The following is a 26,824-nucleotide window of genomic DNA, read 5'->3' as shown; positions in this document are numbered from 1 at the left end:
CTCGTCCGTCGGTCGTCGACGCCCTGCGGGCCGCCCGCCGGGGCCGGCCGCAGGTGACGGAGAATGGGGCCATGGCGGGATCGGGCGAGCGGGCGCGGCACTGGCGGTACGCGGAACTGCCCGACGTCGACCTGCTCCGCGCCCAGTACATACGGAAGACCTTCGTGCGCCACACGCACGAGCACTTCGTCATCGCCGCCATCGCCGACGGCGTGGAGGTCTTCCACCACGGCGGAAGCGATCAGTACGCCGGGGCCGGCTCGCTCGCCCTGGTCAACCCGGACACCCCGCACACGGGGCGGGCCGGGGTGCCGGAGGGATGGCGGTACGGGGCCGTCTACCCGGCGCCCGAGCTGGTGGCCGGGATCGCGGCGGAGACGACGACGCTGCGCGGGACGCCGGGATTCGTCCGGCCGGTGCTCGACGACCCGTACACCGTCGAGCTGGTGCACCGCGTGCTGCGGGCCGCCGACGACGGCAACGCGCTCGCCGCCGACACCCTGCTGCGCGTGGCCGTGACCAGGCTCCTGCGGTTGAACGGCGGTCCGCTGCCCCGGCGCCGGGTGCGTACGGCCGGGGCCAGGACGGCGGCACGCGCGCGTGCCGTGCTGGAGGAGCGGATGGCCGACCCGCCGAGCCTGGAACGGCTCGCCGGGGAGCTGGGGAGCAGCCCGTTCGCGCTGCTGCGGGCCTTCCGGGACGCCTACGGGATGCCGCCCCACACCTGGCTGACGGACGCCCGGGTGCGTCGGGCGCGGCGGCTCCTGGACACCGGGACCTCCCCGGCCGAGGCCGCCGTCGCCGTCGGGTTCACCGACCAGCCGCACCTGAACCGGCACTTCGCGCGGATCGTCGGCGTGCCGCCCGGTGCCTACCAGCGGGAGCGCAAGAACGTACAAGACGCGCCGCGAGCGCTGCTCCTACCGTTCGAGGCGTGACAGAACAGACAGCCCTTCCCGACGCCCCCGACACCGGAGGCGCCGGCGCCAAGCCGGACGCCGCCGTCGTACGGGACGCCCTCGGGGTCGGAGTCGCCGTCGGACTGTCCGGGTTCGCCTTCGGGGTGACCTCGGCCGGCAGCGGACTCACCCTGGCCCAGACCTGCGCCCTGAGCCTCCTGGTGTTCACCGGGGCGTCCCAGTTCGCGCTCGTCGGCGCCCTCGCGGCCGGCGGCAACCCGCTCACCGCGGCGGCGGGGGCGTTCTTCCTGGGCGTGCGCAACGCCTTCTACGGGCTGCGCCTGTCGCAGTTGCTCGCCCTCCCGCGCGCGGTGCGGCCGTTCGCCGCACAGTGGGTCATCGACGAGACGACGGCCGTGGCTCTCGCCCAGCCCACGCGGCGCGCCGTCCGGATCGGGTTCACCGTCACCGGACTCACCCTGTACGTCCTGTGGAACCTCACCACCCTGCTCGGCGCGCTGGGCGCGGAGGCCATCGGGGACACCGACGCCTGGGGGCTCGACGCGGCCGGTCCGGCGGTCTTCCTCGCGCTGCTCGCGCCGATGCTGAAGGACACCACCGAGCGCGCGGTCGCCGCCCTGGCCGTCCTGCTGGGGCTCGGTCTGCTGCCCGTGCTGCCCGCGGGCGTACCCGTCCTGGTGGCCGCGCTGGCGGCGCCGCTCGTCCTGTGGGCGCGCGGACGCCGCGCGGCCGGTGCCGAGGACGACGGTGCGGTCCGTGGGGCCGCCGAGGGGGAGGACGGGCGATGAGCGTGTGGATCGCGATCGGCGTGACCGCGGTGGGCTGCTACGCGGTCAAGCTCCTCGGGCTGCTGGTCCCCGCGGGCGCCCTGGAACGACCCCTGGTCCGGCGGCTCGCCGCGCTGCTGCCCGTCGCCCTCCTCGCGGCGCTCACCGCCCAGCAGACCTTCGCGGACGGCCAGGACCTCGTGCTGGACGCGCGGGCCGCCGGAGTCGCCGCGGCCGCCGTCGCACTGCTGCTGCGCGCGCCGTTCCTGCTCGTCGTCGCGGCGGCCGTGGTGGTCACCGCGGGCGTACGGGCCATGGGCGGCTGAACCGCCGCCGGGCGGGCACCGGCTGGCCCGGTCCACCGGCGGGCCGGTCGGCCCCCTGTCGCCCCCGGTCGACGGCCCGGTCAGCCGAGGGGACGGCCGTACGCCCTCAGGGTGCACAGGGCGTCGAGTGTCACCCGGCCCCGGGTCTCGAGCGCCGGGACGGGCGCCCACCGGTGGCGGCGCACCGGCCAGCCGCCGTCTCCCTCCTGACCGGCCGCGAGGAGGTCGAGGGAGCGGGCCATCTCGTCGTCCGTGAACCACGCGCGCGCGAGCGAACGCGGATCCCTCGCGTAGTCGTGCGGGAAGAGCGGATCCCTCCCGCAGTCGTGCGGGAGGGGGTGGCCGCTCGGGGCCTGGCCGGGAGGGACTGCACCCGCGTCGGGACCGTCCGGGTCCAGCACGGCCAGACCCTGTTCGCGCACCAGGCGCCCCAGCCGGTCGGCCGCGGCCTGCGCACGGGGACGGTCCGGAGCGGCGTCCAGGAAGGCCACCGCGGCCTCCACCTCGTACGGGTGCGGGGACACCAGCGACTCGGCCGCCTGCCAGCAGAAGTCCGTGGCCCGGAACAGCCAGGCGTGCCAGACCTCGTTGCGGTGCAGCAGGCCCACCACCGGCCCGGTGACCAGCAGCTCACCGGGAGGGTCGGCCACGACCGGCACGTAGGGCGCGGCCGGATACCCGCTCCGGCTCGCACGGGTCACCGGCAGGGCACCGTCGGGCGTGGACACGGAGGTCAGGTAGCGGCAGACGCGCTCGGCCCGCTGCCCGCCGCACCGGCCGACGGCGTCCAGGACGCGCAGGGCACACGCGGTGTGCAGCGGCTGGCTGACCGGCCCGCGCAGATCGGGCTCCAACGCGTGCCCGTACCCGCCGTCCTCGTTGCGGTAGGCCTCCAGCGCGGTCTCCACCGGGTCGGGGTCCCCACCGCGGAAGTGGTGGGCGAACAGCCGCTGCTCCAGTACGCGCGCGGTGAGCCAGACGAAGTGCTCCGCGCGCGCGAGCGGTGAACGCGAGTCCGGGGTGCCGGGGGTGCCCGGGGTGCCGGGGCTGCCCGGAGTGCCCGGGTTGCCCGGGTTGCCCGGGGTGCGGACGGTCGCGGGCGGGGGGATCGCGGGGAGTGGGGACGCTCCGGTTTCGGCCATGGGACAGACCGTAGGCCGAGAAGCGGTTCCGGCAGGTGGTCCCGGCTCAGGGCCCACTCTCAGGGGCGGGATACTGGGGGCATGCGGTTGACGGTCTTCTGGGAGCGGATGACGGATCACTTCGGTCCGGGGTACGCCGACACCTTCGCGCGCGATCACGTGATGGCGGAGCTGGGCGGGCGTACGGTGCACGAGGCGCTGGACGCCGGCTGGGACGCCAAGGACGTGTGGCGGGTGGTGTGCACCGTCATGAACGTTCCGCGGGAACAGCGGTGACGGTCCACGAAGATCGCCGGACGGGGTTCCTGAGCCGGTGGCGTGGGCGAGACTTGCTCCGTGGCCTCCACTGACGAGACCGGGCAGACCACCCGGCACACTTCCCCGGCCGGCACCACGCCGCCCACCGGCCCACCGGCCGACGGCGCTGTCGCCGGGCCGGGCGCCCGCATGCCGCGCTGGCTGCCGCGCGCCATGGTGCTGGCCCTCGCGCTCATCGCCGCCTTCCAGCTGGGCAGCTGGGCCTTCCACCAGCTCACCGGGCTGCTGATCAACGTCCTCATCGCGTTCTTCCTGGCCCTGGCCATCGAACCCGCGGTGAGCTGGATGGCCGGGCGCGGCATGCGCCGGGGGTTCGCCACCTTCCTCGTCTTCCTCGCCGTGCTGATCGCCGCCGCCGGGTTCGTCACGCTGCTCGGCTCCATGCTCGCCGGGCAGATCGTCAAGATGGTCGAGGACTTCCCGGAGTACCTCGACTCCGTCATCAACTGGGTCAACGGCCACTTCCACACCGAACTGCGGCGGGTCGACATCCAGGAGGGCCTGCTCCGCTCCGACTGGCTGCGCAACTACGTGCAGAACAGCGCGACGGGCGTCCTGGACGTGTCGGCCCAGGTCCTGGGCGGCCTGTTCCAGCTGCTGACGATCCTGCTGTTCTCGTTCTACTTCGCGGCCGACGGCCCCCGGCTGCGGCGCGGACTCTGCTCCGTCCTGCCGCCCGCCCGCCAGGCCGAGGTCCTGCGCGCGTGGGAGATCGCCGTGGACAAGACCGGCGGCTACCTGTACTCACGCGGACTGATGGCGCTGATCTCCGGCGTGGCGCACTACATCCTGCTGGAGATCCTCGAGGTCCCCTACGCGCCCGCGCTCGCCGTGTGGGTGGGCCTGGTGTCGCAGTTCATCCCGACCATCGGCACCTACCTCGCGGGCGCCCTGCCCATGCTGATCGCGTTCACGGTGAACCCCTGGTACGCGCTGTGGGTGCTGATCTTCGTGGTGATCTACCAGCAGTTCGAGAACTACGTGTTGCAGCCCAAGCTGACGTCCAAGACCGTGGACATCCACCCCGCGGTCGCCTTCGGCTCCGTCATCGCGGGCACCGCCCTGCTCGGCGCCGTCGGCGCGCTGATCGCCATTCCGGCGGTCGCCACGCTGCAAGCGTTCCTCGGGGCGTACGTCAAGCGCTACGACGTCACGGACGACCCGCGCGTCCACGGGCGCCGGTACCGCCGGGCGGTGTCCGGAACGTCCACGCGTCTGCGCAAACTGTGGATGCGGCGCCCGGAGCAGGAACGCCCGGAGCAGGAACGCCCGGAGCAGGAAGGTCCGGAGCAGGAAGGCCCGAAGCAGGGACGCCCGGGGCCGGAGGGCACAGGGGGCGCCGGGGACACCGGGGGCGGCGGCTCCTCCTGAGGGACCGCCGAGGTGCGGGGTCAGCCCTGCGGCTCCTGCGGCCTCGCGTCGGTCTCCCGCAGGCTGCGGTCCTTGAACTCGGTGCGGGTCTCCGTGCGGTGTCCGCGGGCGATGTAGTCCCGCACCACCGCCTCGACGGCGTCCTGGGGCGAGCCGACACCGGCCAGCACCATCACTTCCACCACCAGTTCGGCGTCGAGACTGATGTTGACCTTGGCCACGGTGTCCCCTCTCGTCCCCGCTCCCGGCGTCGCCCCCGCATCCAACCACCTGGCTCGCCGGCCCGGGGACGTACGCTCGGAAGTGCCGCGTGGTGCGCTTGACACGAAAATCGAACATCCATTCTTATGGAAGCTCCGGCGGGGCTCGTGGCGGGTGATTCGAGTGGGTTCGGGTGGAGATGCACCCGAGTTATCCACAGGCCGGACCCGCATCGGGGCCCATTGTCAGTGGCAGGCATTAGCGTCTTTGACGTGAAGCGATCGAATCAAGCAAACCGGGTGGAACCCATGGCAGGAACCGACCGCGAGAAGGCCCTGGACGCCGCGCTCGCACAGATTGAACGGCAGTTCGGCAAGGGCGCGGTCATGCGCATGGGCGAGCGGCCGAACGAGCCCATCGAGGTCATCCCGACCGGGTCGACCGCGCTCGACGTGGCCCTCGGCGTCGGCGGCCTCCCGCGCGGCCGTGTCGTGGAGGTCTACGGCCCCGAGTCCTCCGGCAAGACGACCCTGACCCTGCACGCCGTGGCGAACGCCCAGAAGGCCGGCGGCCAGGTCGCGTTCGTGGACGCCGAGCACGCCCTCGACCCCGAGTACGCCAAGAAGCTCGGCGTCGACATCGACAACCTGATCCTCTCCCAGCCGGACAACGGCGAGCAGGCCCTGGAGATCGTGGACATGCTGGTCCGCTCCGGCGCCCTCGACCTCATCGTCATCGACTCCGTCGCCGCGCTCGTCCCGCGCGCGGAGATCGAGGGCGAGATGGGCGACAGCCACGTCGGTCTTCAGGCCCGGCTGATGAGCCAGGCCCTGCGGAAGATCACCAGCGCGCTCAACCAGTCCAAGACCACCGCGATCTTCATCAACCAGCTCCGCGAGAAGATCGGCGTGATGTTCGGCTCCCCGGAGACCACGACCGGTGGCCGGGCGCTGAAGTTCTACGCCTCCGTGCGCATCGACATCCGCCGCATCGAGACGCTGAAGGACGGCACCGACGCGGTCGGCAACCGCACCCGCGTCAAGGTGGTCAAGAACAAGGTCGCGCCGCCCTTCAAGCAGGCCGAGTTCGACATCCTCTACGGCCAGGGCATCAGCCGCGAGGGCGGCCTGATCGACATGGGCGTGGAGCACGGCTTCGTCCGCAAGGCCGGCGCCTGGTACACGTACGAGGGCGACCAGCTCGGCCAGGGCAAGGAGAACGCGCGCAACTTCCTGAAGGACAACCCCGACCTGGCCAACGAGATCGAGAAGAAGATCAAGGAGAAGCTGGGCGTCGGCGTGCGCCCCGAGGAGCCGGCCACCGAGCCCGGCGCGGACGCCGCCTCCGCCGCCACGGCCGACGCCGCACCGGCGGTGCCCGCACCCACGACCGCCAAGGCCACCAAGTCCAAGGCCGCGGCAGCCAAGAGCTGACCCGTGACCCGACGAACCGACTGGGCCGAGTACACGAGCGGCTCCGCCGGACCGGGCGACGACGCGTACGGGGCGGCTGCGGCCCCGTACGAGACGGACCCCTCCGCCGTGGGGCCCCCCGAGGACGGCGCGGCGCGCCACGGTGACGGCGGGGCGCGCCACGGCGGCGGACGGGGCCGCGGAGCGGGCGGCGGGCGCGGGCGCCGGAGGCGCGACCGTGCGGAGGCGTCCGCGGAGGACGGAGGTGCCACTTCCTCGTCGAGGGCCGAGAAGGGGGAGCCTCCGCGGGACCCGGTCGAGCAGGCACGGGCGATCTGCCTGCGCCTGCTCACCGGGACCCCGCGCACCCGCAGGCAGCTGGCCGACGCGCTGCGCAAGCGGGAGATCCCGGACGAGGCCGCGGAAGAGGTGCTGTCCAGGTTCGAGGAGGTCGGCCTGATCAACGACGGCGCCTTCGCCCAGGCCTGGGTGGAGTCCCGGCACCACGGCCGCGGGCTGGCCCGGCGCGCCCTCGCGAGAGAGCTGCGCACCAAGGGGGTCGACGCCACGGTCATCGACACGGCGGTGTCCCAACTGGACACCGAGCAGGAGGAGGAGACCGCGCGCGACCTGGTCGCCCGCAAGCTGCGCGCCACCCGGGGCCTCGACCGCGACAAGAGGCTGCGCCGCCTCGCGGGCATGCTGGCCCGCAAGGGCTACCCCGAGGGCATGGCCCTGCGGGTGGTCCGCCAGGCGCTGGAGGAGGAGGGCGAGGACACGGAACACCTCGGCGACGAGGGGTTCTGAGCCGGTGTCCGGCTGGGGCTGCCCGGGGGCGGTGGGCAGGCACGGGCCCACTCCGATCCGAACGCGGACCCGGGCCCGGCACCCGTACCGCCCCGCCGACTACCGAGACCGGGCGGTGGCCACCGGCAGGCCCGCCGCGCGCCAGGCCTGGAAGCCGCCGACCAGATCGGTGGCCCGGTGCAGGCCCAGCCGGTGCAGGGACTCCGCCGCCAGACTCGATGCGTAGCCCTCGTCGCACACCACGACCACCCGCACGTCGTGATCCGTCGCCTCCGGGAGGCGGTGGCTGCCCTGCGGATCCAGTCGCCACTCCAACTCGTTGCGCTCGACCACCAGGGCGCCCGGAATCACACCGTCCCGCTCACGCAGCGCGGCGTACCGGATGTCGACCAGCAACGCCGTGCCCGCCTCGGCGGCGTCGTAGGCCTCCTGCGGCGCGATCCGCCGGTAACCGGCGCGTACCCGCTCCAGCAGGGCGTCGATGCCGGTCGGCCGGGGCCCGCTCACTGCCAGTCCTGCGGGCGCTCGACCTGCTCCAGGCGCAGGGTCTGTCCGCTGCGGCTGTAGCGGCGGATCTGCGGCAGGGGCGGGTAGTAGGCGTGCACGGACACCGCGTGGCGGTCGGCCGACTCGTTGAGGACCTCGTGCACGTGGTGCCGGCCGAAGGCGCGTCCCCTGCCGACGGTCAGCCGGCGTTCCCGGTCCACACCGTCGTCGAGTTCGAGGGTCTTCCAGCCGTCGGTGGGCAGGCGGGCGGCGAGCGCGTTCTCCCTGAGCTCGCCCGCGGCCGTGACGAAGGCGCCCACGGAGTCGGCGTGGTCGTGCCAGCCGGTGCCCGTGCCGGGCGGCCAGCCGATCAGCCAGGCCTCGCTGTCGCCCGGCCCGGCCAGCCGCACCCAGGTACGGCCCTCGGGATCGAGGGGCAGGGAGGCGATCAGTGCGGCGTCGGCCGCGGCACGTCGTACGAAGTCGAGGAGTTCGGCCTGCGTCGGGGCGGCCGCGGAAGCAGCTGCGGCAGCGGAGGCGGAGGCCAAGGCAGGAGAAGGGGTGGGGAGGGACACGGGTACCGTCCTGGGAGTTCGCGAGGGAGCGCGCGACGGCACGTCCGGGCGGCGGCGCGCGCGAAGAAGGGGGAAGGCGAATTCAGCAGGACGGACGACACACGCAGCCCGCATAGCGGACGAGGTCCATATGGACCCTCCGCCACAGGCGCACACAGGTGTCGGTCACGATCCGGAGTAGACCACGCGGGTGCGGACCGGTCAACTCAGCGTCACCATACGGACAGTGCCCGCACGCCCTCGTCGCGACCCGCACCCTCAACTCGCGACCTGCACCCTCCACGCGACCGCTCGCCCTCGACGCGACGGCCGCCCTCCGTGCGACCCGCTCTCCCTCAACGCGACCCGGCCGTCGCCCCCGCCCCCTCCTCGGCCCCGGTTGCCGACTCGGTCGTCGCCCCGCCCAGCGCGCTCTCCGCGGCCGCGTAGAGGTCGGCGGGTCGCACCCCGTTCAGCGCCGTGACCAGGTGGCCGTCGGGCCGCACCAGCAGCACCGTGTGCGCCGCGGCACCGGGATAGCTCTCGGTGACCAGCAACTCGGCGCGGTGCGGCAGCGCCGTCACCGCCGCCGCCAGCCGGGGCATGATCCCGGCCGTCACCCAGTGCTTGCGGTCCCACACCCCGGTACCCGGCGCGATCAGCACCACCAGCAGCGCCCCGCGCCCCAGCCGGTCGCGCAGCCGTACGAAGGTGCCGTCCTCCGCCGTGACCCGCACATCGGTGACGGGCGTCCCGGGCGGTGTGCCCACGGACACCTCGCCGGCCAGGTTCTCGGGCGCGAGGGGCGAGTCGGCGTACGTCCCCGGCGCGCCCAGGGTCCCGCGCCCGAGGTGACCGTCCGTCAGCAGCGCGTCGTTGCCGCGGGCGGCGCCGGGGACGTAGGAGCGCAGTCCGCCGCCGCCGCGCAGCAGGGGCAGCACCTGGTCGGCGGCGCGCAGCCGGGCGGAGATCGCCGCCCGCCGCTCCTCCTGGTAGCTGTCGAGCAGTGCCTCGCGCGGCCCGTGGTGCCAGGCCAGGGCCAGTTTCCAGGCGAGGTTGTCGGCGTCGAGCAGCCCCTCCTCCAGGCCCTGCGTGCCCAGCGCGCCCAGCAGGTGCGCCGCGTCCCCGGCCAGCAGCACGCGGCCCACCCGCCAGCGGCGGGCGAGGCGGTGGTGGACGGTGTGGACGCCGGTGTCGAGCAGTTCGTACGCCGGTGTCGGACCGTCGGCCCATCCCGCGAGGGTCTCGCGGATCCGGTTCACCAGGAGTTCGGGCGTGACCAGGTCCTTGCCGGGCGGCAGCAGCCAGTCCAGGCGCCACACGCCGTCCGGCAGCGGGCGGCCGACCACCTCACCGGCCGACGGCCCGGTCGTCCGCCACGGCGGCAGGCGGTGCAGCAGCGCCTCGTCGGTCCAGGGCAGTTCGGTGCGCAGCGCGGCGACGGCGTATCGTTCCACCGCCGTACGGCCGGGGAAGCGGATGTCCTGGAGCTTGCGGACGGTGGAGCGGGGGCCGTCGCAGCCGACCAGGTAACTGCCCCGCCACCAGGTGCCGGCCGGGCCGCGGGTGTGGGCGGTGACGCCGGACCTCTCCTGCTCGATGCCGTCCAGCCGGCTGTCCACGGCGATCCTGACGAGCCGCTCGCGGTGGAGCGCCGTGCGCAGGACCCCGGTCAGCTCGTGCTGGGCGATGTGCAGGGGCGCCGGTTCCGCGTCGCCGAACACGACTTCGCGTGTCACCTGCTTGCGCCGCATCGACCGCCATCCGGCCCAACGCGAACCCAGCCCCGTCAGCGGTGTGCCGGTCAGCCGCTCGACGAGCGCGACGGCCTCCTCGCGCAGGACGACGGTGCGCGCGGGGCGGGGCTCGTCCTTGCCCGGCCCCTCGTCGAGGACGACACAGGGCACCTCCTGCCGCGCCAGCGCCAGGGCGAGCGTGAGCCCGACGGGCCCCGCTCCGGTGACGATCACCGGGTCCACGGTGCGGCGCCCCCTGCCCGTGGCGGTGTCCCGGGGGACGTGGGTGAACAGGACATTGGAGCAGGGTGCACGGTCACAGAACGTATGCAACCTATTGCCGCTGCTTGCGTCAAGCGACGGAGGCCGTGGCGATCATGCCACGGCCTCCGTCGATGGTCATACGAGATGACCGAGGGTCAGAAGTGCTAGATCTTGCCGACCGTTCCGGCGTCGGCGGTCTCCACGTCGTCCGCACTCAGTACCGCACCGGTCGACTTCTTCGCCCGCCGCAGCCGGCGCTCCAGCCAGCTCGCGAAGCTGGTGAGGGCGAAGTTGAGCGCGATGTAGATCACGGCCACCACGGTGTAGCTGGCGATCACGTTGGCGCCGTAGTAGCCGCTCATGGTGTTGGCCGAGGCGAGCAGCTCGGGGAACGTGAGGATCGCGCCGCCGAGCGCGGTGTCCTTGAGGATCACGACGAGCTGGCTGACGATGGCCGGCAGCATCGCCGTGACCGCCTGCGGGAGCAGGATCAGGCGCATGACCTGACCCTTGCGCAGCCCGATCGCCATCGCGCCCTCGGCCTGGCCCTTGGGCAGGGCGAGGATGCCGGACCGGACGATCTCGGCGAGGACCGAGGCGTTGTAGAGCACCAGGCCGGTGACGACGGCGTACAGCGGGCGGTCGTCCGAGCTGACGTTCGTGTACTCCGCGAACAGCGCGAGACCGAAGATCATCAGGACCAGCACGGGGATGGACCGGAAGAACTCGACCACGATTGCGGCCGGTACCCGGACCCACTTGTGGTCGGAGAGCCGGGCGATGCCCAGTACCGCGCCGAGCGGCAGGGCGATGACCACCGCGAGCACCGCGGCCTTCAGGGTGTTCTGCAGACCCGGCCAGATGTACGTCGACCACGCCTCGGTGCCGGTGAAGAACGGCTTCCACAGGGCCCACTCCAGCTGGCCCTTGTCGTTGAGGGTGCCGAACACCCACCACAGCAGGGCGGCGAAGGCGACCAGGAAGACGACCGTCAAGAGGACGTTGCGACGCTTGGCCCGGGGGCCCTGGGCGTCGTAGAGGACCGAGCTCATCGCTTCACCGCCACCTTCTTGCCCACCCAGCCGAGGATCAGGCCGGTCGGCAGCGTCAACACCACGAACATGAGCGCGATGACCGCGGAGATGAGCAGCAGCTGGGCCTCGTTCTCGATCATCTCCTTCATCAGGAGCGCCGTCTCCGCCACACCGATGGCGGCGGCGACCGTGGTGTTCTTGATCAGCGCGATCAGCACGTTCGCCAGCGGGACGACGGACGAGCGGAACGCCTGCGGCAGCACCACCAGCCGGAGCACCTGGCCGAAGCTCAGACCGAGCGCCCGGGCCGCCTCCGCCTGGCCGACGGGCACCGTGTTGATGCCGGAGCGCAGCGCCTCGCACACGAACGACGACGTGTAGAGGATCAGGCCCAGGACGGCGAGCCGGAAGTTGATCGTCTCGAAGTCATTCCCTCCGCCGAGGGTGACCCCCAGCGTCTGGCTCAGTCCCAGCGACGCGAACAGGATGATCACCGTCAGCGGGATGTTCCGGACGATGTTCACGTACGCGGTTCCGAAACCGCGCATCAACGGCACCGGGCCGACCCGCATGGCGGCCAGTATGGTGCCCCAGATCAGGGAGCCGACGGCCGAGAGCACAGCGAGCTGCACCGTCGTCCAGAAGGCTCCCAACAGGTCGTACTTGTCGAGAAAGTCGAACACGATCTCCCGCGCTTCCGCGTGTAGGGACGCCCGGCCCGGTGCGCCGCCCCTGCCGTAGGGCGGCGCACCGGGTCGGGCCCGGCCTCAGCTCTTGATGTCGCCGATCTTCGGCGCCGGCTCGTTCTTGTAGTTGGCCGGGCCGAAGTTGTCCTTGACGGCCTTGTCCCAGGCACCGTCGGCGACCATGGCCTCGAGCGCGTCGTTGATCTTGTTCTTGAGGTCGCTGCCCTTCTTGACACCGATCCCGTAGTTCTCGTTCGTCAGCTTGAAGCCGCCGAGCTTGAACTTGCCCTTGAACTGCGCCTGGGAGGCGTAACCGGCGAGGATCGAGTCGTCCGTGGTCAGCGCGTCGACGGCGCCGTTCTGCAGACCCGGCAGGCAAGCCGAGTACGTCGGGTACGGCTGGAGCTGGGCCTTGGGGGCCAGCTTCTTCTTGATGTTCTGGGCCGAGGTCGAACCGGTGACGGAGCAGAGCTTCGCGTTGTTCAGGTCCTCCGGCGACTTGATCTTGTCGTCGTCGGCGCGGAGCAGCACGTCCTGGTGGGCCAGCAGGTAGGGGCCGGCGAAGTCGACCTTCTCCGAACGCTCGGGGGTGATCGAGTACGTGGCGGCGATGAAGTCGACGTCACCGCGCTGAAGCATGGTCTCGCGGTCGGCGCTCTTCGACTCCTTCCACTCGATCTGGTCCTCGGTGTAGCCGAGCTTCTTGGCGACGTACGTGGCGACGTCCACGTCGAAGCCCGCGTAGCCGTCCGGGGTCTTCTGGCCGAGGCCGGGCTGGTCGAACTTGATACCGATGGTGATCTTCTTGCCGTCACCACCGCCGGAGGAGCCGCTGTCCTTGTCGTCGCCGCCGCACGCGGTGGCGGTCAGGGCGAGGGCGAGCACGGCGGCCGAGGCGGCGGAGACCTTGCGAAGCTTCATGGTGGACATCCTTTGGCTGTGATCGAGCTGCGATCGGACGATCAGAGGATCAGGCGATCAGGTGCGGCCGTCGGGAGCGGGCCGCCGGTGCGGTCGGCGTGGGGCGCCGGAGCCGCTCCGAAGTCTCAGTGGTGCAGGATCTTCGACAGGAAGTCCTTGGCACGGTCGCTGCGCGGATTGCTGAAGAACTGGTCCGGCGTGGCCTCTTCGACGATGCGGCCGTCCGCCATGAACACGACCCGGTTGGCCGCCGAGCGGGCGAAGCCCATCTCGTGCGTGACCACGATCATGGTCATCCCGTCCTCGGCGAGCTGCTTCATGACCTCGAGGACCTCGTTGATCATCTCTGGGTCGAGGGCCGACGTCGGCTCGTCGAAGAGCATGACCTTGGGGTCCATGGCCAGCGCCCGCGCGATGGCGACGCGCTGCTGCTGACCACCGGAGAGCTGTGCGGGGTACTTGTCCGCCTGGGCCCCGACGCCGACCCGGTCGAGCAGGGCGCGGGCCTTCTCCTCGGCCTTCTTGGCCTCGACCTTGCGGACCTTGACCTGGCCCAGCGTCACGTTCTCCAGCACCGTCTTGTGCGCGAAGAGGTTGAACGACTGGAAGACCATGCCGACGTCGGCCCGCAGCCTGGCCAGCTCCTTGCCCTCGGCGGGCAGCGGCTTGCCGTCGATGGTGATCGAACCGTCGTCGATGGTCTCCAGACGGTTGATGGTGCGGCACAGGGTGGACTTGCCGGACCCGGAGGGTCCGATGACCACGACGACCTCGCCGCGCTCAATCGTCAGGTCGATGTCCTGGAGCACGTGCAACGCGCCGAAGTGCTTGTTGACACTCTTCAGGACGACCAGTTCGCCGGTCGCAGCCTTGTCTTCCTTGGCCACCGATACTTCGGTCATCGCTCTCGGGCTCCGTCCTCCTGGGTTTCGCAGGACAGTAGTGACCCGGGCCACGTCACGTCTCTACATCTGAGCGAGATCTGAGCATCACGATCCGATAGCAATCGGACACGAGTCGTAGCACTTGTGAGCTGGGCGCATATCGGCCGGATAACTTCGAGCAGCCGCGACCGGAGACCTCTTGACGCCGTCCCCCTCCATCGGCGTCACTGCACAGGACGCACGCGCGCGTGCCCGTCCGTCAGCACGCCCCGATTTCTACCCGCCCCGAGCGTACGGCCGATGAACCGAAGGGAGCCCGGATGAGACTGCTGCTCGTCGAGGACGACAACCACGTGGCCGCCGCCCTGTCCGCGATCCTGGCACGGCACGGCTTCGACGTCACCCACGCGCGCAGCGGCGAGGAGGCACTCCAGGCACTGGTCCCCGAGGTCGACGGCTTCGGCGTCGTCCTGCTCGACCTGGGCCTGCCCGACCAGGACGGCTACGAGGTCTGCGGCAAGATCCGCAAGCGCACCAGCACCCCGGTCATCATGGTCACCGCGCGCTCCGACGTGCGCTCCCGCATCCACGGCCTCAACCTCGGCGCCGACGACTACGTGGTCAAGCCGTACGACACCGGGGAGCTCCTCGCCCGGATCCACGCCGTCAGTCGGCGCACCGTGCACGAGGAGGCCACCGGGAGCACCGAGACCGTGGTCCGTCTCGGGGCGGTCCGTATCGAGCTGCCGACACGCCAGGTGAGCGTGGACGGTTCGGTTGTCCAACTCACGCGCAAGGAGTTCGATCTGCTCGCCCTGCTCGCCCAGCGGCCCGGAGTGGTCTTCCGCCGCGAGCAGATCATCAGCGAGGTCTGGCGCACCAGCTGGGAGGGGACCGGGCGCACGCTGGAGGTGCACGTCGCCTCCCTGCGCTCCAAGCTGCACATGCCCGCGCTGATCGAGACCGTCCGCGGCGTCGGCTACCGCCTCGTCGCGCCCACCGCCTAGCGGGGCCGGGTGAGCACACGCCTGCTCCCGCTGCTCATCGTCCTGATGGCGGCCGTACTGCTCGCGCTCGGCGTGCCCCTCGGCGTCAGCGTCGCCCGCGCGGAGCAGCAGAAGGTCGTCATCGACCGCATAGACGACACGGCGCGCTTCGCCGCACTCGCCCAGTTCGTCACCGAGGACGGGACGGCCGGCTCGCGCCGAACCGACACGGACGAGCGCCTGGACACCCTGCAAACCGAGCTGATCAGCTACTACGAGGTCTACGGCATCAAGGCGGGAGTCTTCTACCGCAACCACATCCCGATGGCCAACGCGCCCACCACCTGGTTCCTGCCGCAGACCGGCGAGGTCCGCGACTCCTTCGACGAGGCGCTGCTCAGCCGCCGCAGCCACGACCCCGAGCAGGTCTGGCCGTGGCAGGACGGCAGGCTCGTGGTGGCCTCCCCGGTCATCCGGGACGGCGACGTGGTCGCGGTCGTGGTCACCGAGTCGCCGACCGACTCGATGCGGTCGAGCACCCTGCGCGGCTGGCTGGTCATCGGCGCCGGGGAGTTCGCCGCGATGCTGCTCGCCGTCGGGGCGGCACTGCGGCTGACCGGCTGGGTGCTCAAGCCGGTGCGGGTGCTCGACGCCACCACCCACGACATCGCCACCGGGCGGCTCAAGTCCCGGGTCGCGCCGTCCGGGGGACCGCCGGAACTCAGACGCCTGGCCGGGTCGTTCAACGAGATGGCCGACCACGTGGAGGACGTGCTGGAACAGCAGCGCGCCTTCGTCGCCGACGCCTCGCACCAGCTGCGCAACCCGCTCGCCGCGCTCCTGCTGCGCATCGAGCTGCTCGCCCTGGAACTGCCCGAGGGCAACGAGGAGATCGCCTCCGTCCAGACCGAGGGCAAACGCCTGGCCCGGGTCCTGGACGACCTCCTCGACCTGGCACTCGCCGAGCACAGCCAGGCCGACCTCAAGGTCACCGACATCGGCGCGCTGACCGCCGAGCGGGTGGCCGCCTGGGCGCCGACGGCCGAGGCCAAGGGCGTACGGCTGATCGGCGACTGCCCGCCGACGACGGGCTGGGCCGACCCGGTGACGCTGTCCAGCGCCCTGGACGCGGTCATCGACAACGCGGTGAAGTTCACGCCGCGCGAGGAGACCGTACGGGTCGCGGTGGCCTCCACCGGGGACGCCGCCACCGTCGTCGTCACCGACAACGGTCCCGGACTCACCGACGAGGAGCTCACGCGCGTGGGCGACCGTTTCTGGCGCAGTGGCCGCCACCAGAACATCAACGGCTCCGGCCTCGGCCTGTCGATCTGCCGGGCCCTGCTCGCGGCGGGCGACGGCACGATCTCCTTCGGCCCCCACGATCCGCACGGGCTGGAGGTCACGGTCACGGTGCCCAGGACCGGCACGGCACCCACCGAGCCCGGCAGCCGCGTCCCTAGGGCTTGACCGACCGGTAGTAGCGCCGGGCGCCCTCGTGCAGCTCCAGCGGGTCGGTGTAGATCGCGGTGCGCAGGTCCACCAGCTGCGCGGAGTGCACGTGCGCCCCGATGCCGTCGCGGCTGTCGAGCACGGTCCGGGTCAGCCACTCGGTGAGCCGCGGATCGACGTCCGCGCGGGTCACCAGCAGGTTGGACACCGCCATCGTCGGCACCACCGCGCCGTTCTGGACCGTGGGGTAGGCCGACTCCGGCATGTTGGTGGTGCGGTAGTAGCGGGTCGCGCCGCCCGACGCGTGCAGTCTGGTGACCAGGTCGGCGCCGATCGGCACGAACCGGAACGCGGAGCTCTCCGCTATCTCCTTGAGGCCGTCCGTCGGCACCCCGCCCGACCAGAAGAACGCGTCCAGCTCGTCGCCGAGGCGGCCGGGGCCGGTGTCGATCCCGTCCGCCCGGGGTGTGATGTCCGTCTCGGGGTCGATGCCCACGGCCTTGAGCAGCCGGGTGGCGATCAGCCTGACCCCCGAGTTCGGCAGCCCGATGGCCACCCGCTTGCCCCGCAGGTCGGTCACCGACTGGATGTCCGAGTCGCTCGGCACGACGAGCTGCACGTAGTCGTCGTAGAGCCGGGTGACCCCGCGCAGCTCCTCGGCACCGCGGTTGCCGGCCAGTTTGTACGTCTCGACCGCGTCGGCCGCGGCGATGGTGAAGTCGGCCTCCCCGGACGCCACCCGCTCGACGTTCTCCTGCGAGCCGGCGCTGGTCATCAGGCGCACGTCCAGGTCCGGCATGTCCTTGCGCAGCTCGGTGCGCAGCAGCTCGCCGTACTTCTGGTAGACGCCAGCGCGGGTGCCCGTACTGAACGTGATCGTCCCGCTCGGCGGCTTCTCGCCCAGCGGCAGCAGCCACCACAGCAGCAGCCCGAGCACGACGGCACCGGCGACCGCGCCCTGGGCGGCCCGGCGCCTGCCGATACGGGAGAGCAGCGTGGACATGGGGGCGATCCTGCCAGCAGGCACCCGCACTGACCAGGGCCGGGCTCACACGGGGGCACCACGGCACCGGGTACCGGGCACCACACGGCACCGGGCACCGGGCACCACACCGCCGCGGCCGGGACCGGGATCAGTCCCCGACCGACGCCTCCGCCCCCGCCGCCCGGGGCGCCGCCTCGGCGGGGCCGGCGGGACGGTCGGGGTTGCCGCCGCGCCGGAAGAGACGCATCGCCAGCGGTTCGGTGAAGCGCGCGGTGAGCGGGCCGAGGACGACCAGGATGAGGACGTAGGCCGTGGCCAGCGGACCCAGGGACGGCTCGATGCCCGCCGACACCGCGAGGCCCGCGATGACGATGGAGAACTCGCCGCGCGCCACCAGCGCGCCGCCCGTCCGCCAGCGGCCCTTGACGGAGATCCCGGCCCGCCGCGCCGCCCAGTACCCGGTGGCGATCTTCGTCACGGCGGTCAGCAGCGCCAGCGCCAGCGCGGGCAGCAGGACCGGCGGAATGCTGGCCGGGTCGGTGTGCAGCCCGAAGAAGACGAAGAAGACCGCCGCGAACAGGTCCCGCAGCGGGCTCAGCAGCGTGTGCGCGCCCTCCGCGACCTCCCCGGAAAGCGCGATGCCCACCAGGAAGGCGCCCACCGCGGCCGAGACCTGGAGTTGCTGCGCGACACCGGCGACGAGGATCGTCAGGCCGAGCACCACCAAGAGCAGCTTCTCCGGGTCGTCGCTGGAGACGAAACGGGAGATGAGGCGGCCGTAGCGCACCGCCACGAACAGCACCAGACCCGCCGCGGCCAGCGCGACCGCCAGAGTGATGCTCCCGGTCATCAGACCGGCACCGGCGACCAGGGCCGTGACGATCGGCAGGTACACCGCCATCGCCAGGTCCTCCAGGACCAGCACGCTCAGGATCACCGGCGTCTCGCGGTTGCCGACCCGGCCCAGGTCGCCGAGGACCTTCGCGATCACACCGGACGACGAGATCCACGTCACGCCGGCCAGGACCACGGCGGCCACCGGTCCCCAGCCCATCAGCAGCGCGGCCACCGCGCCCGGCACGGCGTTGAGCGCGCAGTCGACGAGACCGGCCGGATAGTGGGACTTGAGGTTGGTGACCAGGTCGCTGGCCGTGTACTCCAGGCCCAGCATGAGCAGCAGGAGGATGACACCGATCTCGGCGCCGGTCGCGACGAACTCCTCGCTCGCGCCGAGCGGGAGCAGACCGCCCTCGCCGAAGGCCAGACCGGCCAGCAGGTACAGCGGGATGGGGGAGAGGCGGTACCGGCCGGCGAACCGGCCGAGCAGCCCGAGCCCCAGGATGATGGAACCGAACTCGATCAGCAGAACCGCGGAGTGCACCGGCTCACTCCTGCCCGAGTATCGCCGCGGCGGCGTCGACGCCCTCACGGGTGCCGATGACGATCAAGGTGTCACCACCCACGAGCCGGAAGTCCGGCGCCGGCGAGGGAATCGCCTCGGCCCGCCGGAGCACCGCCACGATCGAGGCACCCGTGTCCGTCCGCATCCGGGTGTCGCCCAGCAGCCGTCCGTTCCAGCGCGAGGTGGCGGCCACCTCGACCCGCTCGGCGACCAGCCCCAGATCGGTGGTGTAGAGCAGGCTCGCGCTGTGGTGGGAGGGCTTCAGCGCGTCGATCAGCGCGCCCGCCTCGGGCCCCGTCATCCGCAGCGAGTGGGCGCAGGAATCGGGGTCGTCGGACCGGTACACGTTCACCGTGCGGGCACCGTCGCGGTGGGCCACCACCGACAGGTGGCGGTGCTCGCGGGTCACCAGGTCGTACTGGACCCCGATACCCGGGAGCGGCGTCGCCCTCAGGCGTGGAGCTGACACGTGCTTTCCCCTCATTCGTCCTGCGTGGCCTGCCGCGGCTCTTGCTGCGCTTTCCGCACGTGGATGACGTGCTCGCGACCTCGCCATGCTGCCATCCGCACGTACGGTGGCGATATGGGTGTCGTGACGGATATACGCAACCGGTCGCGGTCGGCGAAGCTGCGTGCGGGGGCGTCGTGCGAGCAGGCCGGGAGGAGCGGGAAGAGGAACGTGTCGCTGTTCTGGCGGATCTTCTCGCTCAACGCCGCCGGCCTGGTCGTCGCCACCGCACTGCTGCTGGGACCGGTCACCGTGTCGACCCCCGTGCTGGCCGGGGAGGCCCTCGTCCTGCTGGTGGGCCTCGCGGCGCTGCTGGCCGGCAACGCGGTCGTCCTGCGCATCGGGCTCACCCCGCTGCACCGGCTGGGGCGGGCCATGTCCACCGCCGACCTGCTGGTGCCCGGGACCCGGCCCGAGGTCTCCGGACCGGCCGAGGCGGCGCAGCTGATCGCGACGTACAACACGATGCTGGACCGGCTCCAGGCCGAACGTGCCGCCGGCGCGGGCCGGGCGCTACAGGCCCAGGAACGCGAACGCCACCGCATCGCGCGCGAACTCCACGACGAGGTGGGCCAGACCCTCACCGCCGTCCTCCTCCAGCTCAAGCGCGTCGCGGACCGGGTCCCCGGGGAACTGCGCGAGGAGGTCACCCTGGCGCAGGAGGCCACCCGGGCCGGGCTCGACGAGATCCGGCGCATCGCCCGCCGGCTGCGCCCCGGCGTCCTGGAGGAACTCGGCCTGGCCAGCGCCCTGCGCTCGCTCGCCGCCGAGTTCACGCACCACGGACTGAGCGTCCAGCACCAGATCCCCGGCGATCTGCCCCCGCTCGCCCCGGAGGCCGAACTCGTCCTCTACCGGGTCGCCCAGGAGGGGCTGACCAACACCGCCCGCCACTCCGCCGCGGACCGCGCGGCACTCACCCTGCGCCCGCTGCCGCCGTCCGAGGGCGGCGGTGTCGAACTGCTCGTCCGCGACAACGGCACCGGCCTCGGCACGGCCGCCGAGGGCGCCGGCATCCGCGGGATGCGGGAGCGGGCCCTGCTGATAGGAGCCGACATCCACTTCCAGCCCGCCCCCGACGGGGGCACCGACGTACGCCTGCGCGTCCCCGCGCCGCCGGGGGACCGTCTCGCAGACCGAACCGGAGACAGCCCCTGATGTCCGCACGGCCCCCGATCCGCGTCCTGCTCGCCGACGACCACACCCTCGTACGCCGCGGGGTCCGCCTCATCCTGGACGGCGAACCCGACCTGACGGTGGTCGCCGAGGCCGGTGACGGTGCCGAAGCGGTCGCGGCCGCGCGGGCCACCGAGGTCGACCTGGCCGTCCTGGACGTCGCCATGCCCCGCATGACCGGCCTCCAGGCGGCCCGCGAACTCTCCCGCCGCCTGCCCGAGCTGCGCATCCTGATCCTGACCATGTACGACAACGAGCAGTACTTCTTCGAGGCCCTCAAGGCGGGCGCCTGCGGATACGTCCTCAAGTCCGTCGCCGACCGCGACCTGGTCGAGGCGTGCCGGGCCGCCGTGCGCGACGAGCCCTTCATCTACCCGGGCGCCGAGCGGGCCCTCGTCCGCTCCTACCTGGACCGCGTGCAGGGCGGTGGCGGTCTGCCCGAGCGGCCGATCACCGAGCGCGAGGAGGAGATCCTCAAGCTCGTCGCCGAGGGCCACACCTCCAAGGAGATCGGCGAGCTGCTCTTCATCAGCGCCAAGACCGTCGAACGCCACCGCGCGAACCTGCTCCAGAAGCTGGGCGTGCGCGACCGCCTGGAACTCACCCGGTACGCGATCCGGGCCGGGCTCATCGAGCCCTGACCGGCCCCGGCCCGCCGGGCCCCCGGTTGTCCACAGGCGGCTCCGGCCACTCTCGCGGACCGCCTACCCTTAGTGCCATGAGCAGCATCGACCGGAGCCAGTCAGCGGGCGGCACGCGCACCTACGAAGTACGCACCTACGGGTGCCAGATGAACGTCCACGACTCCGAGCGATTGTCCGGTCTGCTGGAGGACGCGGGCTACGTCCGCGCCCCCGAGAGCGCCGACGGCGACGCCGACGTCGTCGTCTTCAACACCTGCGCCGTGCGGGAGAACGCCGACAACAAGCTGTACGGCAACCTCGGCCACCTCGCCCCGAAGAAGGCGAGCCGCCCCGGCATGCAGATCGCGGTCGGCGGCTGCCTGGCGCAGAAGGACCGCGACACCATCGTGAAGCGGGCCCCCTGGGTGGACGTCGTCTTCGGCACCCACAACATCGGCAAGCTCCCCGTGCTGCTGGAGCGCGCCCGCGTGCAGGAGGAGGCGCAGGTCGAGATCGCCGAGTCCCTGGAGGCGTTCCCGTCCACGCTGCCCACCCGGCGCGAGAGCGCGTACGCGGCCTGGGTCTCCATCTCCGTCGGCTGCAACAACACCTGCACCTTCTGCATCGTCCCGGCGCTGCGCGGCAAGGAGAAGGACCGCCGGCCCGGCGACATCCTCGCCGAGGTCGAGGCCCTGGTCGCCGAGGGCGTCAGCGAGATCACTCTCCTCGGGCAGAACGTCAACGCCTACGGCTCGGACATGGGCGACCGCGAGGCGTTCAGCAAGCTGCTGCGCGCCTGCGGGCAGATCGAGGGCCTGGAGCGCGTCCGCTTCACCTCGCCGCACCCGCGCGACTTCACCGACGACGTCATCGCCGCCATGGCCGAGACGCCGAACGTGATGCCGCAGCTGCACATGCCGCTCCAGTCCGGCTCCGACCCGGTGCTGAAGGCGATGCGCCGCTCCTACCGGCAGGAGCGCTACCTCGGCATCATCGAGAAGGTGCGGGCCGCCATCCCGCACGCGGCGATCACCACCGACATCATCGTGGGCTTCCCCGGCGAGACCGAGGAGGACTTCCAGCAGACCCTGCACGTGGTGCGCGAGGCCCGCTTCGCGCAGGCCTTCACCTTCCAGTACTCCAAGCGGCCCGGGACCCCGGCCGCCGAGATGGACGGCCAGATCCCCAAGGCGGTCGTCCAGGAGCGCTACGAGCGCCTGGTCGCCCTCCAGGAGGAGATCTCCTGGGAGGAGAACAAGAAGCAGGTCGGCCGCACCCTGGAGCTCATGGTCGCCGAGGGCGAGGGCCGCAAGGACGGCACCACCCACCGCCTCTCCGGTCGCGCCCCCGACAACCGCCTGGTCCACTTCACCAAGCCCGACCAGGAGGTCCGCCCCGGCGACGTGGTGACCGTGGAGATCACCTACGCCGCCCCGCACCACCTCCTCGCCGAGGGCGCGGTGCTCGACGTGCGCCGCACGCGCGCGGGCGACGCCTGGGAGAAGCGCAACACGGCCGAGCAGGCCAAGCCGGCCGGTGTGCTGCTGGGCCTGCCGAAGATCGGCGTCCCCGAGCCCCAGCCGGCCGTGGTGAGCGGCTGCGGCTGCGACTGACCGCCGGGGGTGCCGCGGCCGGCGACGGCACGGCGATACCCTGCCGATCATGCTTGTCGCCGCCGCCGTCTGCCCCTGCCCGCCGCTCCTCGTCCCGGAGGTCGCCGCGGGCGCCGCACCCGAGCTGGACGCCGCACGCGCCGCGTGCACGGACGCGCTGGGGGTGCTCGCCGCCTCCCGGCCCGACCGGCTCGTGCTGGTCGGGCCCGCGGACTCCGCCGGACCCGAGGTCTACCCGCGGGGCGCGCGGGGCTCCTTCCGGGGCTTCGGCGTGGACCTGGACGTGTACCTGGGCGCGGGCAGCGGTGAGGCGGACGGGACCCAGCTGCCCTACGGGCCGGCCGTGGGCGCCTGGCTGCTCGGGCGCACCGACGGCTGGACCGACGTCCCCGTCGACGGCGTCGGTGTGGGGGACGCGCTGTCCGCCGAGCGCTGCGCCGCCCTCGGCCGGGACATCGCCGCGCGGGCCGGACGGACGGCTCTGCTGGTGCTGGGCGACGCCAGCGCGTGCCGCACGCTGAAGGCCCCCGGCTACCTCGACGAGCGGGCGGCGCCCTTCGACGCGGAGGTGGGACGCGCCCTGGGCGCGGCGGACCATGCCGCGCTCGCCGCGCTGGACGTCGTACTGGCCCGTGAGCTGAAGGTGTCCGGACGAGCGCCCTGGCAGGTCCTCGCGGGTGCGGCCGAGGGTGCGGACCTCGCGGGCGCGCTGCTGTACGAGGACGCGCCGTACGGGGTCGGGTACGTCGTGGCCGCCTGGTCGTAACGGCCAGGCGGCCACGAGACGTACGCGGGTCGGGATCAGGACGCCGGGGGCGGTCCGGGCGGAGGGGTGCCGCCGGGTGTTCCACCGGGTGCGTCGCCGCCTTGGCCGGTGCCCTGGTCGTCCTTGTGCGCGAGACGGTCCATGGCGCCCTTGGCCTTGCCCGTGCCCGTCTGGATGCGGTCGCTGTACTTGCCCTTGGTCCGCTCGTCGACGGTCCGCGCCATCTTGTCGAGACCGCGGTCGATCTTGTCGCCGTGCTGCTGCGCGAGGTCGGAGACCTTGCCCTTCGCCGGTTCGAGTCTGGCCTTCAAGTTGTCCAGGAGACCCATGGTTCGCCTTCCCTCACGGGGCAGTCAGGTGCGGGCGCCCTTGTCGGCCTCGTTGTCGACGGCCTCCCCGGCGGACTGCTGCTTGGGGATGCCGACGCCGTCCGAGTCACCGGCCTCGGTGGCGGCCCCGCCGGCTTCGTCGGCCTCCGCCGTGTTCCGGGAACCGGCGTCCGCCGTGTTCCGGGGACCGGCGTCCGCCGACTCCGCGGCCTCGGCCTCCGCCGCGCGCCCGGTGTCCGGGGTTTCGGTCCGCGTCTCCGCGCCCGACGCCTCCTCGGTGTTCTTCGACCTCCGAAAAAGCCGTGCAAAAACGCCCATATCAACTCCATACGTTACTCGTGCGGGCGAAATCCCGCGGCATCCGGTGCGTCCGTTTGCGTGGCCGGGGCCATGACCCGGTGGTCCGGGGAGCGGGAACCTCGCAACGGGCAACGACGCCGGACGCGGACCGTCACGTAACTCGTTCGAGGGCGAGGTGAGAGGTTTGCGAGACTGGTGCGGTGAGCAGCGCACCCCCCGCCCCCCGCGTCATCGCCGTAGTCGGACCCACCGCGGCCGGAAAGTCCGATCTGGGCGTCTTCCTGGCCGAACGACTCGGCGGCGAGGTCGTCAACGCCGACTCCATGCAGCTCTACCGTGGGATGGACATCGGCACCGCCAAGCTGACGCCCGAGGAACGCGGTGGCGTCCCACACCATCTGCTGGACATCTGGGACGTCACGGTCACCGCGTCCGTCGCCGAGTACCAGCGCCTCGCGCGGGAGCGGATCGACGCGCTCCTCGGCGAAGGGCGCTGGCCGGTCCTGGTCGGCGGTTCCGGCCTCTACGTCCGCGGGGCCGTCGACAACCTGGAGTTCCCCGGCACCGACCCCGACGTCCGGGCCCGCCTGGAGGAGGAGCTCGAACTGAGCGGCTCGGGAGCGCTGCACGCCCGCCTGGCCGCCGCCGACCCGGAGGCGGCGCGGGCCATCCTGCCCAGCAACGGGCGCCGGATCGTGCGTGCCCTCGAGGTGATCGAGATCACCGGCAGGCCCTTCACCGCCAACCTCCCCGGTCACGACTCCGTCTACGACACCGTGCAGATCGGCGTCGACGTCGCGCGCCCCGAACTGCACGAGCGCATCGCCCTGCGCGTCGACCGGATGTGGGAGGCCGGTCTGGTCGACGAGGTCCGGGCGCTGGAGGCGCACGGGCTGCGCGAGGGGCGTACGGCGTCGCGCGCGCTCGGCTACCAGCAGGTCCTCGCGGCGCTCGCCGGCGAGTGCACGCTCGACGAGGCGCGCGCCGAGACCGTCCGTGCCACCAAGCGCTTCGCGCGCCGTCAGGATGCGTGGTTCAGGCGCGACCCGCGGGTGCATTGGCTCAGTGGGGGTGTGGCGGATCGCACGGAACTTCCGCGGCTCGCGCTGTCGTTGGTCGAACGACCGGTTACAGCCTGATCACGTGATGGCATCGGGACGCCCCGGCCGTCATCCGGGCCTTCGGCGGCGTGCCATCATCGAGCTTCGATCGACCGAGTGAGTCCTAGTTGGGAGGGCGCGTGGCGATGGAGGCCGGCCCTCGCGACACCGCACCGAGCACCGAGCACGGCACCGCCGCCCCCGGCGGACCGGAGCCCGACGGCGGCGCCCTGAGCCCCGACGGCCCCGACGAGACGCCGCAGGGCGTCGCAGCCGACGGCCCCGAGCCCGACGAGATGTACGGGGACGAGGTCGAGGTCGAGCTGCGTCCCCAGCGCCGGCTGCGGATCTGGCAGCTCGCCCCCATCGTGTGCCTGGCCGCGCTCGGCTCCCTGATGTTCGCCTTCCCGCTCGCCTTCGACTTCGGCGACAGCGGCGCGGTGATCGCGATGCTGGGCCTGCTGATCTGCTCCTGCGCGGCCGGCTGGGGCATGATGGCCGCCCGTCGGGTCGGATACACCTGGCCGGGGCTGCCCCAGCGCGGGTCCGGACGCCGTGCGGACTGGCGGACCATCCTCCTGTACGCCCTGGCGGTCGCCGCGGTCGTCGTCCTGGCCGTGTGGCGGGTCGCCCGCCTGCGGAGCTGACGGCGCCCTGCGCCCGGGGGTGTCCTCCGCCCCTCGTCGTCGTGCCGCACCCACCCCGTACGATCGAGGAATGAGCACGCGGATCGCCTTCCTCAAGGGTCACGGCACCGAGAACGACTTCGTGATCGTTCCCGACCCGGAGAACGCCGTCGACCTGCCTCCCGCCGCCGTCGCCGCCCTGTGCGACCGCCGCGCGGGCCTCGGCGGGGACGGGCTGCTGCACGTGGTGCGGTCCGCGGCGCACCCCGAGGCCCGGGACATGGCCGCCGAGGCGGAGTGGTTCATGGACTACCGCAACGGCGACGGCTCGGTCGCCGAGATGTGTGGCAACGGCGTGCGGGTCTTCGCGCGCTACCTCCAGCGCGCCGGGCACGCCACCGAGGGCGACCTCGCCATCGCGACGCGCGGGGGAGTCAAGCGCGTGCACCTCGCCAAGGCGGCCTCCGACGGCGGCCCGGCCGCGGGCGACATCACCGTCGGCATGGGCCGCGCGCTGCTGCCCGAGGGAGACGTCGAGGTGAGCGTCGGCGGGCGCAGCTGGCCCGCGCGGAACGTGAACATGGGCAACCCGCACGCGGTCGCCTTCGTCGCCGACCTCGACCACGCCGGCGACCTGTACGCCCCGCCGTCCCACGCGCCGGCCGGCGCCTATCCGGACGGGGTCAACGTCGAGTTCGTGGTCGACCGGGGCCCCGGCCACGTCGCGATGCGCGTCCACGAGCGCGGCTCCGGCGAGACCCGCTCCTGCGGCACCGGCGCCTGCGCCGTCGCCGTCGCCGCCGCCCGCCGGGACGGCGCCGACCCGGCGGTCACCGGCACCCCGGCGACGTACACCGTCGACGTACCCGGCGGCACCCTGGTGATCACCGAGCGGCCGGACGGCGAGATCGAGATGACCGGGCCCGCCGTGATCGTCGCGGAGGGCGAGTTCGACTCCGCCTGGCTGGAGGGGGTACGCGCCTGAACGAGGACCCGGTGACCATGGCCGAGGTGAACCACAGCCCGGTTCATGACACTCAGTGCGAAAACGTAAACCCTCGGACCATCGCTCGAATGGGTGATCCGTTTCACGCTCGGCGAGAGGCGGTCGGCCGCACGTGATGGGCTC

31 protein-coding genes are annotated in these 26,824 nt (G+C 72.4%); 16 read left to right on the top strand and 15 right to left on the bottom strand.

Features of this window, described 5'->3' with window-relative positions:
• The first annotated feature begins 71 nt into the window (after positions 1–71).
• From B9W62_RS10365 to B9W62_RS10355, 3 genes are read left to right on the top strand one after another with little or no spacing between them, the layout of a single operon-like run.
• The gene (locus tag B9W62_RS10365) at positions 72–938 is read left to right on the top strand and encodes an AraC family transcriptional regulator (protein WP_087806912.1); all 867 of its coding nucleotides are present in this window, start codon (positions 72–74) and stop codon (positions 936–938) included.
• On the top strand, positions 935–1,708 hold the full coding sequence (locus B9W62_RS10360; RefSeq protein ID WP_087806911.1) for an AzlC family ABC transporter permease: 774 nt from the start codon (positions 935–937) through the stop codon (positions 1,706–1,708). The genes B9W62_RS10365 and B9W62_RS10360 overlap by 4 nt, the downstream gene beginning before the upstream one ends.
• On the top strand, positions 1,705–2,013 hold the full coding sequence (locus B9W62_RS10355) for an AzlD domain-containing protein (RefSeq protein WP_087806910.1): 309 nt from the start codon (positions 1,705–1,707) through the stop codon (positions 2,011–2,013). The genes B9W62_RS10360 and B9W62_RS10355 overlap by 4 nt, the downstream gene beginning before the upstream one ends.
• Before the next feature lie 80 nt (positions 2,014–2,093).
• Here B9W62_RS10355 and B9W62_RS10350 read toward each other — a convergent pair whose 3' ends face one another.
• Positions 2,094–3,155 (bottom strand): hypothetical protein, encoded by a 1,062-nt coding sequence (locus tag B9W62_RS10350; RefSeq protein WP_179235419.1) that lies wholly within the window; start codon positions 3,153–3,155, stop codon positions 2,094–2,096.
• A gap of 81 nt (positions 3,156–3,236) precedes the next feature.
• On the opposite strand from B9W62_RS10350, the gene B9W62_RS10345 reads away from it, so the two are divergent.
• Together B9W62_RS10345 and B9W62_RS10340 are read left to right on the top strand one after the other, a co-directional pair.
• Positions 3,237–3,431, top strand: coding sequence for a DUF3046 domain-containing protein (locus tag B9W62_RS10345; protein ID WP_007445009.1), 195 nt, complete (start codon positions 3,237–3,239; stop codon positions 3,429–3,431).
• Positions 3,432–3,602: 171 nt separating this feature from the next.
• Positions 3,603–4,844: an AI-2E family transporter gene (locus B9W62_RS10340; RefSeq protein WP_087811844.1), complete on the top strand. Its 1,242-nt coding sequence runs from the start codon at positions 3,603–3,605 to the stop codon at positions 4,842–4,844.
• A 20-nt stretch (positions 4,845–4,864) separates the two neighbouring features.
• Here B9W62_RS10340 and B9W62_RS10335 read toward each other — a convergent pair whose 3' ends face one another.
• Complete coding sequence (locus tag B9W62_RS10335; RefSeq protein ID WP_087806908.1) at positions 4,865–5,065, bottom strand: type II toxin-antitoxin system VapB family antitoxin; 201 nt, start codon at positions 5,063–5,065, stop codon at positions 4,865–4,867.
• Between the two features lie 288 nt (positions 5,066–5,353).
• Between B9W62_RS10335 and recA the strand changes: the two genes are divergently transcribed.
• On the top strand, positions 5,354–6,478 hold the full coding sequence (gene recA / locus B9W62_RS10330; RefSeq protein ID WP_087806907.1) for a recombinase RecA: 1,125 nt from the start codon (positions 5,354–5,356) through the stop codon (positions 6,476–6,478).
• 3 nt (positions 6,479–6,481) lie between these two features.
• On the top strand, positions 6,482–7,264 hold the full coding sequence (gene recX / locus B9W62_RS10325; protein WP_179235417.1) for a recombination regulator RecX: 783 nt from the start codon (positions 6,482–6,484) through the stop codon (positions 7,262–7,264).
• Between the two features lie 99 nt (positions 7,265–7,363).
• Here the strand turns inward: recX and B9W62_RS10320 are convergent, their stop codons facing one another.
• From B9W62_RS10320 to B9W62_RS10285, 8 genes are all read right to left on the bottom strand, one after another.
• Positions 7,364–7,771, bottom strand: a complete 408-nt coding sequence (locus tag B9W62_RS10320; RefSeq protein WP_087806906.1) for a rhodanese-like domain-containing protein — start codon at positions 7,769–7,771, stop codon at positions 7,364–7,366.
• On the bottom strand, positions 7,768–8,325 hold the full coding sequence (locus tag B9W62_RS10315; protein ID WP_087806905.1) for a cupin domain-containing protein: 558 nt from the start codon (positions 8,323–8,325) through the stop codon (positions 7,768–7,770). Before B9W62_RS10315 ends, B9W62_RS10320 begins: the two co-directional genes overlap by 4 nt.
• 82 nt (positions 8,326–8,407) lie before the next feature.
• Positions 8,408–8,479, bottom strand: coding sequence for a putative leader peptide (locus B9W62_RS41205; RefSeq protein ID WP_309544753.1), 72 nt, complete (start codon positions 8,477–8,479; stop codon positions 8,408–8,410).
• 181 nt (positions 8,480–8,660) lie between these two features.
• Positions 8,661–10,283 carry an FAD-dependent monooxygenase gene (locus tag B9W62_RS10305; RefSeq protein ID WP_087806903.1) on the bottom strand — a complete coding sequence of 541 codons (1,623 nt, stop codon included), beginning with the start codon at positions 10,281–10,283 and terminating at the stop codon, positions 8,661–8,663.
• A 185-nt stretch (positions 10,284–10,468) separates the two neighbouring features.
• Positions 10,469–11,356, bottom strand: coding sequence for an amino acid ABC transporter permease (locus B9W62_RS10300; RefSeq protein ID WP_087806902.1), 888 nt, complete (start codon positions 11,354–11,356; stop codon positions 10,469–10,471).
• Positions 11,353–12,021: an amino acid ABC transporter permease gene (locus B9W62_RS10295; RefSeq protein WP_087806901.1), complete on the bottom strand. Its 669-nt coding sequence runs from the start codon at positions 12,019–12,021 to the stop codon at positions 11,353–11,355. The genes B9W62_RS10300 and B9W62_RS10295 overlap by 4 nt, the downstream gene beginning before the upstream one ends.
• A gap of 84 nt (positions 12,022–12,105) precedes the next feature.
• Entirely contained in the window at positions 12,106–12,945 is an 840-nt protein-coding gene (locus B9W62_RS10290) for a glutamate ABC transporter substrate-binding protein (protein ID WP_087806900.1), read from the bottom strand.
• Between the two features lie 125 nt (positions 12,946–13,070).
• Positions 13,071–13,847 carry an amino acid ABC transporter ATP-binding protein gene (locus B9W62_RS10285; protein ID WP_087806899.1) on the bottom strand — a complete coding sequence of 259 codons (777 nt, stop codon included), beginning with the start codon at positions 13,845–13,847 and terminating at the stop codon, positions 13,071–13,073.
• A 302-nt stretch (positions 13,848–14,149) separates the two neighbouring features.
• Here B9W62_RS10285 and B9W62_RS10280 point away from each other — a divergent pair, with 302 nt between their 5' ends.
• Together B9W62_RS10280 and B9W62_RS10275 are read left to right on the top strand one after the other, a co-directional pair.
• A complete protein-coding gene (locus B9W62_RS10280) occupies positions 14,150–14,836 on the top strand; it encodes a response regulator transcription factor (protein WP_052840170.1) in 687 nt (228 codons plus the stop codon).
• Between the two features lie 9 nt (positions 14,837–14,845).
• Positions 14,846–16,285 (top strand): HAMP domain-containing sensor histidine kinase, encoded by a 1,440-nt coding sequence (locus tag B9W62_RS10275; protein WP_087806898.1) that lies wholly within the window; start codon positions 14,846–14,848, stop codon positions 16,283–16,285.
• Here B9W62_RS10275 and B9W62_RS10270 read toward each other — a convergent pair.
• The 3 genes from B9W62_RS10270 to B9W62_RS10260 form a co-directional block, all read right to left on the bottom strand.
• A complete protein-coding gene (locus B9W62_RS10270; protein WP_087806897.1) occupies positions 16,275–17,270 on the bottom strand; it encodes a TAXI family TRAP transporter solute-binding subunit in 996 nt (331 codons plus the stop codon). The two genes, B9W62_RS10275 and B9W62_RS10270, sit on opposite strands and share 11 nt — an antisense overlap.
• Before the next feature lie 130 nt (positions 17,271–17,400).
• A complete protein-coding gene (locus tag B9W62_RS10265; protein ID WP_087806896.1) occupies positions 17,401–18,633 on the bottom strand; it encodes a cation:proton antiporter in 1,233 nt (410 codons plus the stop codon).
• Between the two features lie 4 nt (positions 18,634–18,637).
• Positions 18,638–19,123 carry a cation:proton antiporter regulatory subunit gene (locus tag B9W62_RS10260; protein WP_087806895.1) on the bottom strand — a complete coding sequence of 162 codons (486 nt, stop codon included), beginning with the start codon at positions 19,121–19,123 and terminating at the stop codon, positions 18,638–18,640.
• A 114-nt stretch (positions 19,124–19,237) separates the two neighbouring features.
• Here B9W62_RS10260 and B9W62_RS10255 point away from each other — a divergent pair, with 114 nt between their 5' ends.
• The 4 genes from B9W62_RS10255 to B9W62_RS10240 all read left to right on the top strand — a co-directional run bounded on the left by B9W62_RS10255 (position 19,238) and on the right by B9W62_RS10240 (position 23,340).
• Positions 19,238–20,320, top strand: a complete 1,083-nt coding sequence (locus B9W62_RS10255) for a HAMP domain-containing sensor histidine kinase (RefSeq protein ID WP_087806894.1) — start codon at positions 19,238–19,240, stop codon at positions 20,318–20,320.
• Positions 20,320–20,979, top strand: a complete 660-nt coding sequence (locus B9W62_RS10250) for a response regulator (RefSeq protein ID WP_059297894.1) — start codon at positions 20,320–20,322, stop codon at positions 20,977–20,979. Before B9W62_RS10255 ends, B9W62_RS10250 begins: the two co-directional genes overlap by 1 nt.
• Before the next feature lie 77 nt (positions 20,980–21,056).
• The gene (gene miaB / locus B9W62_RS10245; protein WP_087806893.1) at positions 21,057–22,574 is read left to right on the top strand and encodes a tRNA (N6-isopentenyl adenosine(37)-C2)-methylthiotransferase MiaB; all 1,518 of its coding nucleotides are present in this window, start codon (positions 21,057–21,059) and stop codon (positions 22,572–22,574) included.
• Between the two features lie 49 nt (positions 22,575–22,623).
• Positions 22,624–23,340 (top strand): class III extradiol dioxygenase subunit B-like domain-containing protein, encoded by a 717-nt coding sequence (locus B9W62_RS10240; protein ID WP_087806892.1) that lies wholly within the window; start codon positions 22,624–22,626, stop codon positions 23,338–23,340.
• A gap of 35 nt (positions 23,341–23,375) precedes the next feature.
• Here the strand turns inward: B9W62_RS10240 and B9W62_RS10235 are convergent, their stop codons facing one another.
• The gene (locus tag B9W62_RS10235) at positions 23,376–23,669 is read right to left on the bottom strand and encodes an antitoxin (RefSeq protein ID WP_087806891.1); all 294 of its coding nucleotides are present in this window, start codon (positions 23,667–23,669) and stop codon (positions 23,376–23,378) included.
• 24 nt (positions 23,670–23,693) lie between these two features.
• On the bottom strand, positions 23,694–23,987 hold the full coding sequence (locus tag B9W62_RS10230; RefSeq protein WP_087806890.1) for a hypothetical protein: 294 nt from the start codon (positions 23,985–23,987) through the stop codon (positions 23,694–23,696).
• Positions 23,988–24,169: 182 nt separating this feature from the next.
• On the opposite strand from B9W62_RS10230, the gene miaA reads away from it, so the two are divergent.
• The 3 genes from miaA to dapF all read left to right on the top strand — a co-directional run bounded on the left by miaA (position 24,170) and on the right by dapF (position 26,680).
• Positions 24,170–25,108: a tRNA (adenosine(37)-N6)-dimethylallyltransferase MiaA gene (miaA, locus tag B9W62_RS10225; protein WP_087806889.1), complete on the top strand. Its 939-nt coding sequence runs from the start codon at positions 24,170–24,172 to the stop codon at positions 25,106–25,108.
• Between the two features lie 107 nt (positions 25,109–25,215).
• Positions 25,216–25,716, top strand: coding sequence for a hypothetical protein (locus B9W62_RS10220; protein WP_179235979.1), 501 nt, complete (start codon positions 25,216–25,218; stop codon positions 25,714–25,716).
• A 70-nt stretch (positions 25,717–25,786) separates the two neighbouring features.
• Positions 25,787–26,680 (top strand): diaminopimelate epimerase, encoded by an 894-nt coding sequence (gene dapF / locus B9W62_RS10215; protein ID WP_087806887.1) that lies wholly within the window; start codon positions 25,787–25,789, stop codon positions 26,678–26,680.
• Positions 26,681–26,824: the final 144 nt, after the last annotated feature.

It is taken from the genome of Streptomyces sp. CS113 (assembly GCF_002188365.1).
In the GTDB taxonomy this organism is placed as follows: Bacteria; Actinomycetota; Actinomycetes; order Streptomycetales; family Streptomycetaceae; genus Streptomyces; species Streptomyces tendae.
Note: the sequence above shows the minus strand (reverse complement) of the source record. Positions and strands in the feature narration are given on the sequence as shown.

Excerpts from the sequence above, each read along its gene's own strand:
- B9W62_RS10365 (WP_087806912.1), top strand. The coding sequence starts at position 72 with ATGGCGGGATCGGGCGAGCGGGCGCGGCACTGGCGGTACGCGGAACTG.
- B9W62_RS10355 (WP_087806910.1), top strand. The coding sequence starts at position 1,705 with ATGAGCGTGTGGATCGCGATCGGCGTGACCGCGGTGGGCTGCTACGCG.
- B9W62_RS10350 (WP_179235419.1), bottom strand. The coding sequence starts at position 3,155 with ATGGCCGAAACCGGAGCGTCCCCACTCCCCGCGATCCCCCCGCCCGCG.
- B9W62_RS10345 (WP_007445009.1), top strand. The coding sequence starts at position 3,237 with ATGCGGTTGACGGTCTTCTGGGAGCGGATGACGGATCACTTCGGTCCG.
- B9W62_RS10340 (WP_087811844.1), top strand. The coding sequence starts at position 3,603 with ATGCCGCGCTGGCTGCCGCGCGCCATGGTGCTGGCCCTCGCGCTCATC.
- recA (WP_087806907.1), top strand. The coding sequence starts at position 5,354 with ATGGCAGGAACCGACCGCGAGAAGGCCCTGGACGCCGCGCTCGCACAG.
- B9W62_RS10300 (WP_087806902.1), bottom strand. The coding sequence starts at position 11,356 with ATGAGCTCGGTCCTCTACGACGCCCAGGGCCCCCGGGCCAAGCGTCGC.
- B9W62_RS10290 (WP_087806900.1), bottom strand. The coding sequence starts at position 12,945 with ATGAAGCTTCGCAAGGTCTCCGCCGCCTCGGCCGCCGTGCTCGCCCTC.
- B9W62_RS10285 (WP_087806899.1), bottom strand. The coding sequence starts at position 13,847 with ATGACCGAAGTATCGGTGGCCAAGGAAGACAAGGCTGCGACCGGCGAA.
- B9W62_RS10280 (WP_052840170.1), top strand. The coding sequence starts at position 14,150 with ATGAGACTGCTGCTCGTCGAGGACGACAACCACGTGGCCGCCGCCCTG.
- B9W62_RS10270 (WP_087806897.1), bottom strand. The coding sequence starts at position 17,270 with ATGTCCACGCTGCTCTCCCGTATCGGCAGGCGCCGGGCCGCCCAGGGC.
- B9W62_RS10255 (WP_087806894.1), top strand. The coding sequence starts at position 19,238 with ATGGGTGTCGTGACGGATATACGCAACCGGTCGCGGTCGGCGAAGCTG.
- B9W62_RS10250 (WP_059297894.1), top strand. The coding sequence starts at position 20,320 with ATGTCCGCACGGCCCCCGATCCGCGTCCTGCTCGCCGACGACCACACC.
- miaB (WP_087806893.1), top strand. The coding sequence starts at position 21,057 with ATGAGCAGCATCGACCGGAGCCAGTCAGCGGGCGGCACGCGCACCTAC.
- B9W62_RS10240 (WP_087806892.1), top strand. The coding sequence starts at position 22,624 with ATGCTTGTCGCCGCCGCCGTCTGCCCCTGCCCGCCGCTCCTCGTCCCG.
- B9W62_RS10235 (WP_087806891.1), bottom strand. The coding sequence starts at position 23,669 with ATGGGTCTCCTGGACAACTTGAAGGCCAGACTCGAACCGGCGAAGGGC.
- B9W62_RS10230 (WP_087806890.1), bottom strand. The coding sequence starts at position 23,987 with ATGGGCGTTTTTGCACGGCTTTTTCGGAGGTCGAAGAACACCGAGGAG.
- B9W62_RS10220 (WP_179235979.1), top strand. The coding sequence starts at position 25,216 with ATGGAGGCCGGCCCTCGCGACACCGCACCGAGCACCGAGCACGGCACC.
- dapF (WP_087806887.1), top strand. The coding sequence starts at position 25,787 with ATGAGCACGCGGATCGCCTTCCTCAAGGGTCACGGCACCGAGAACGAC.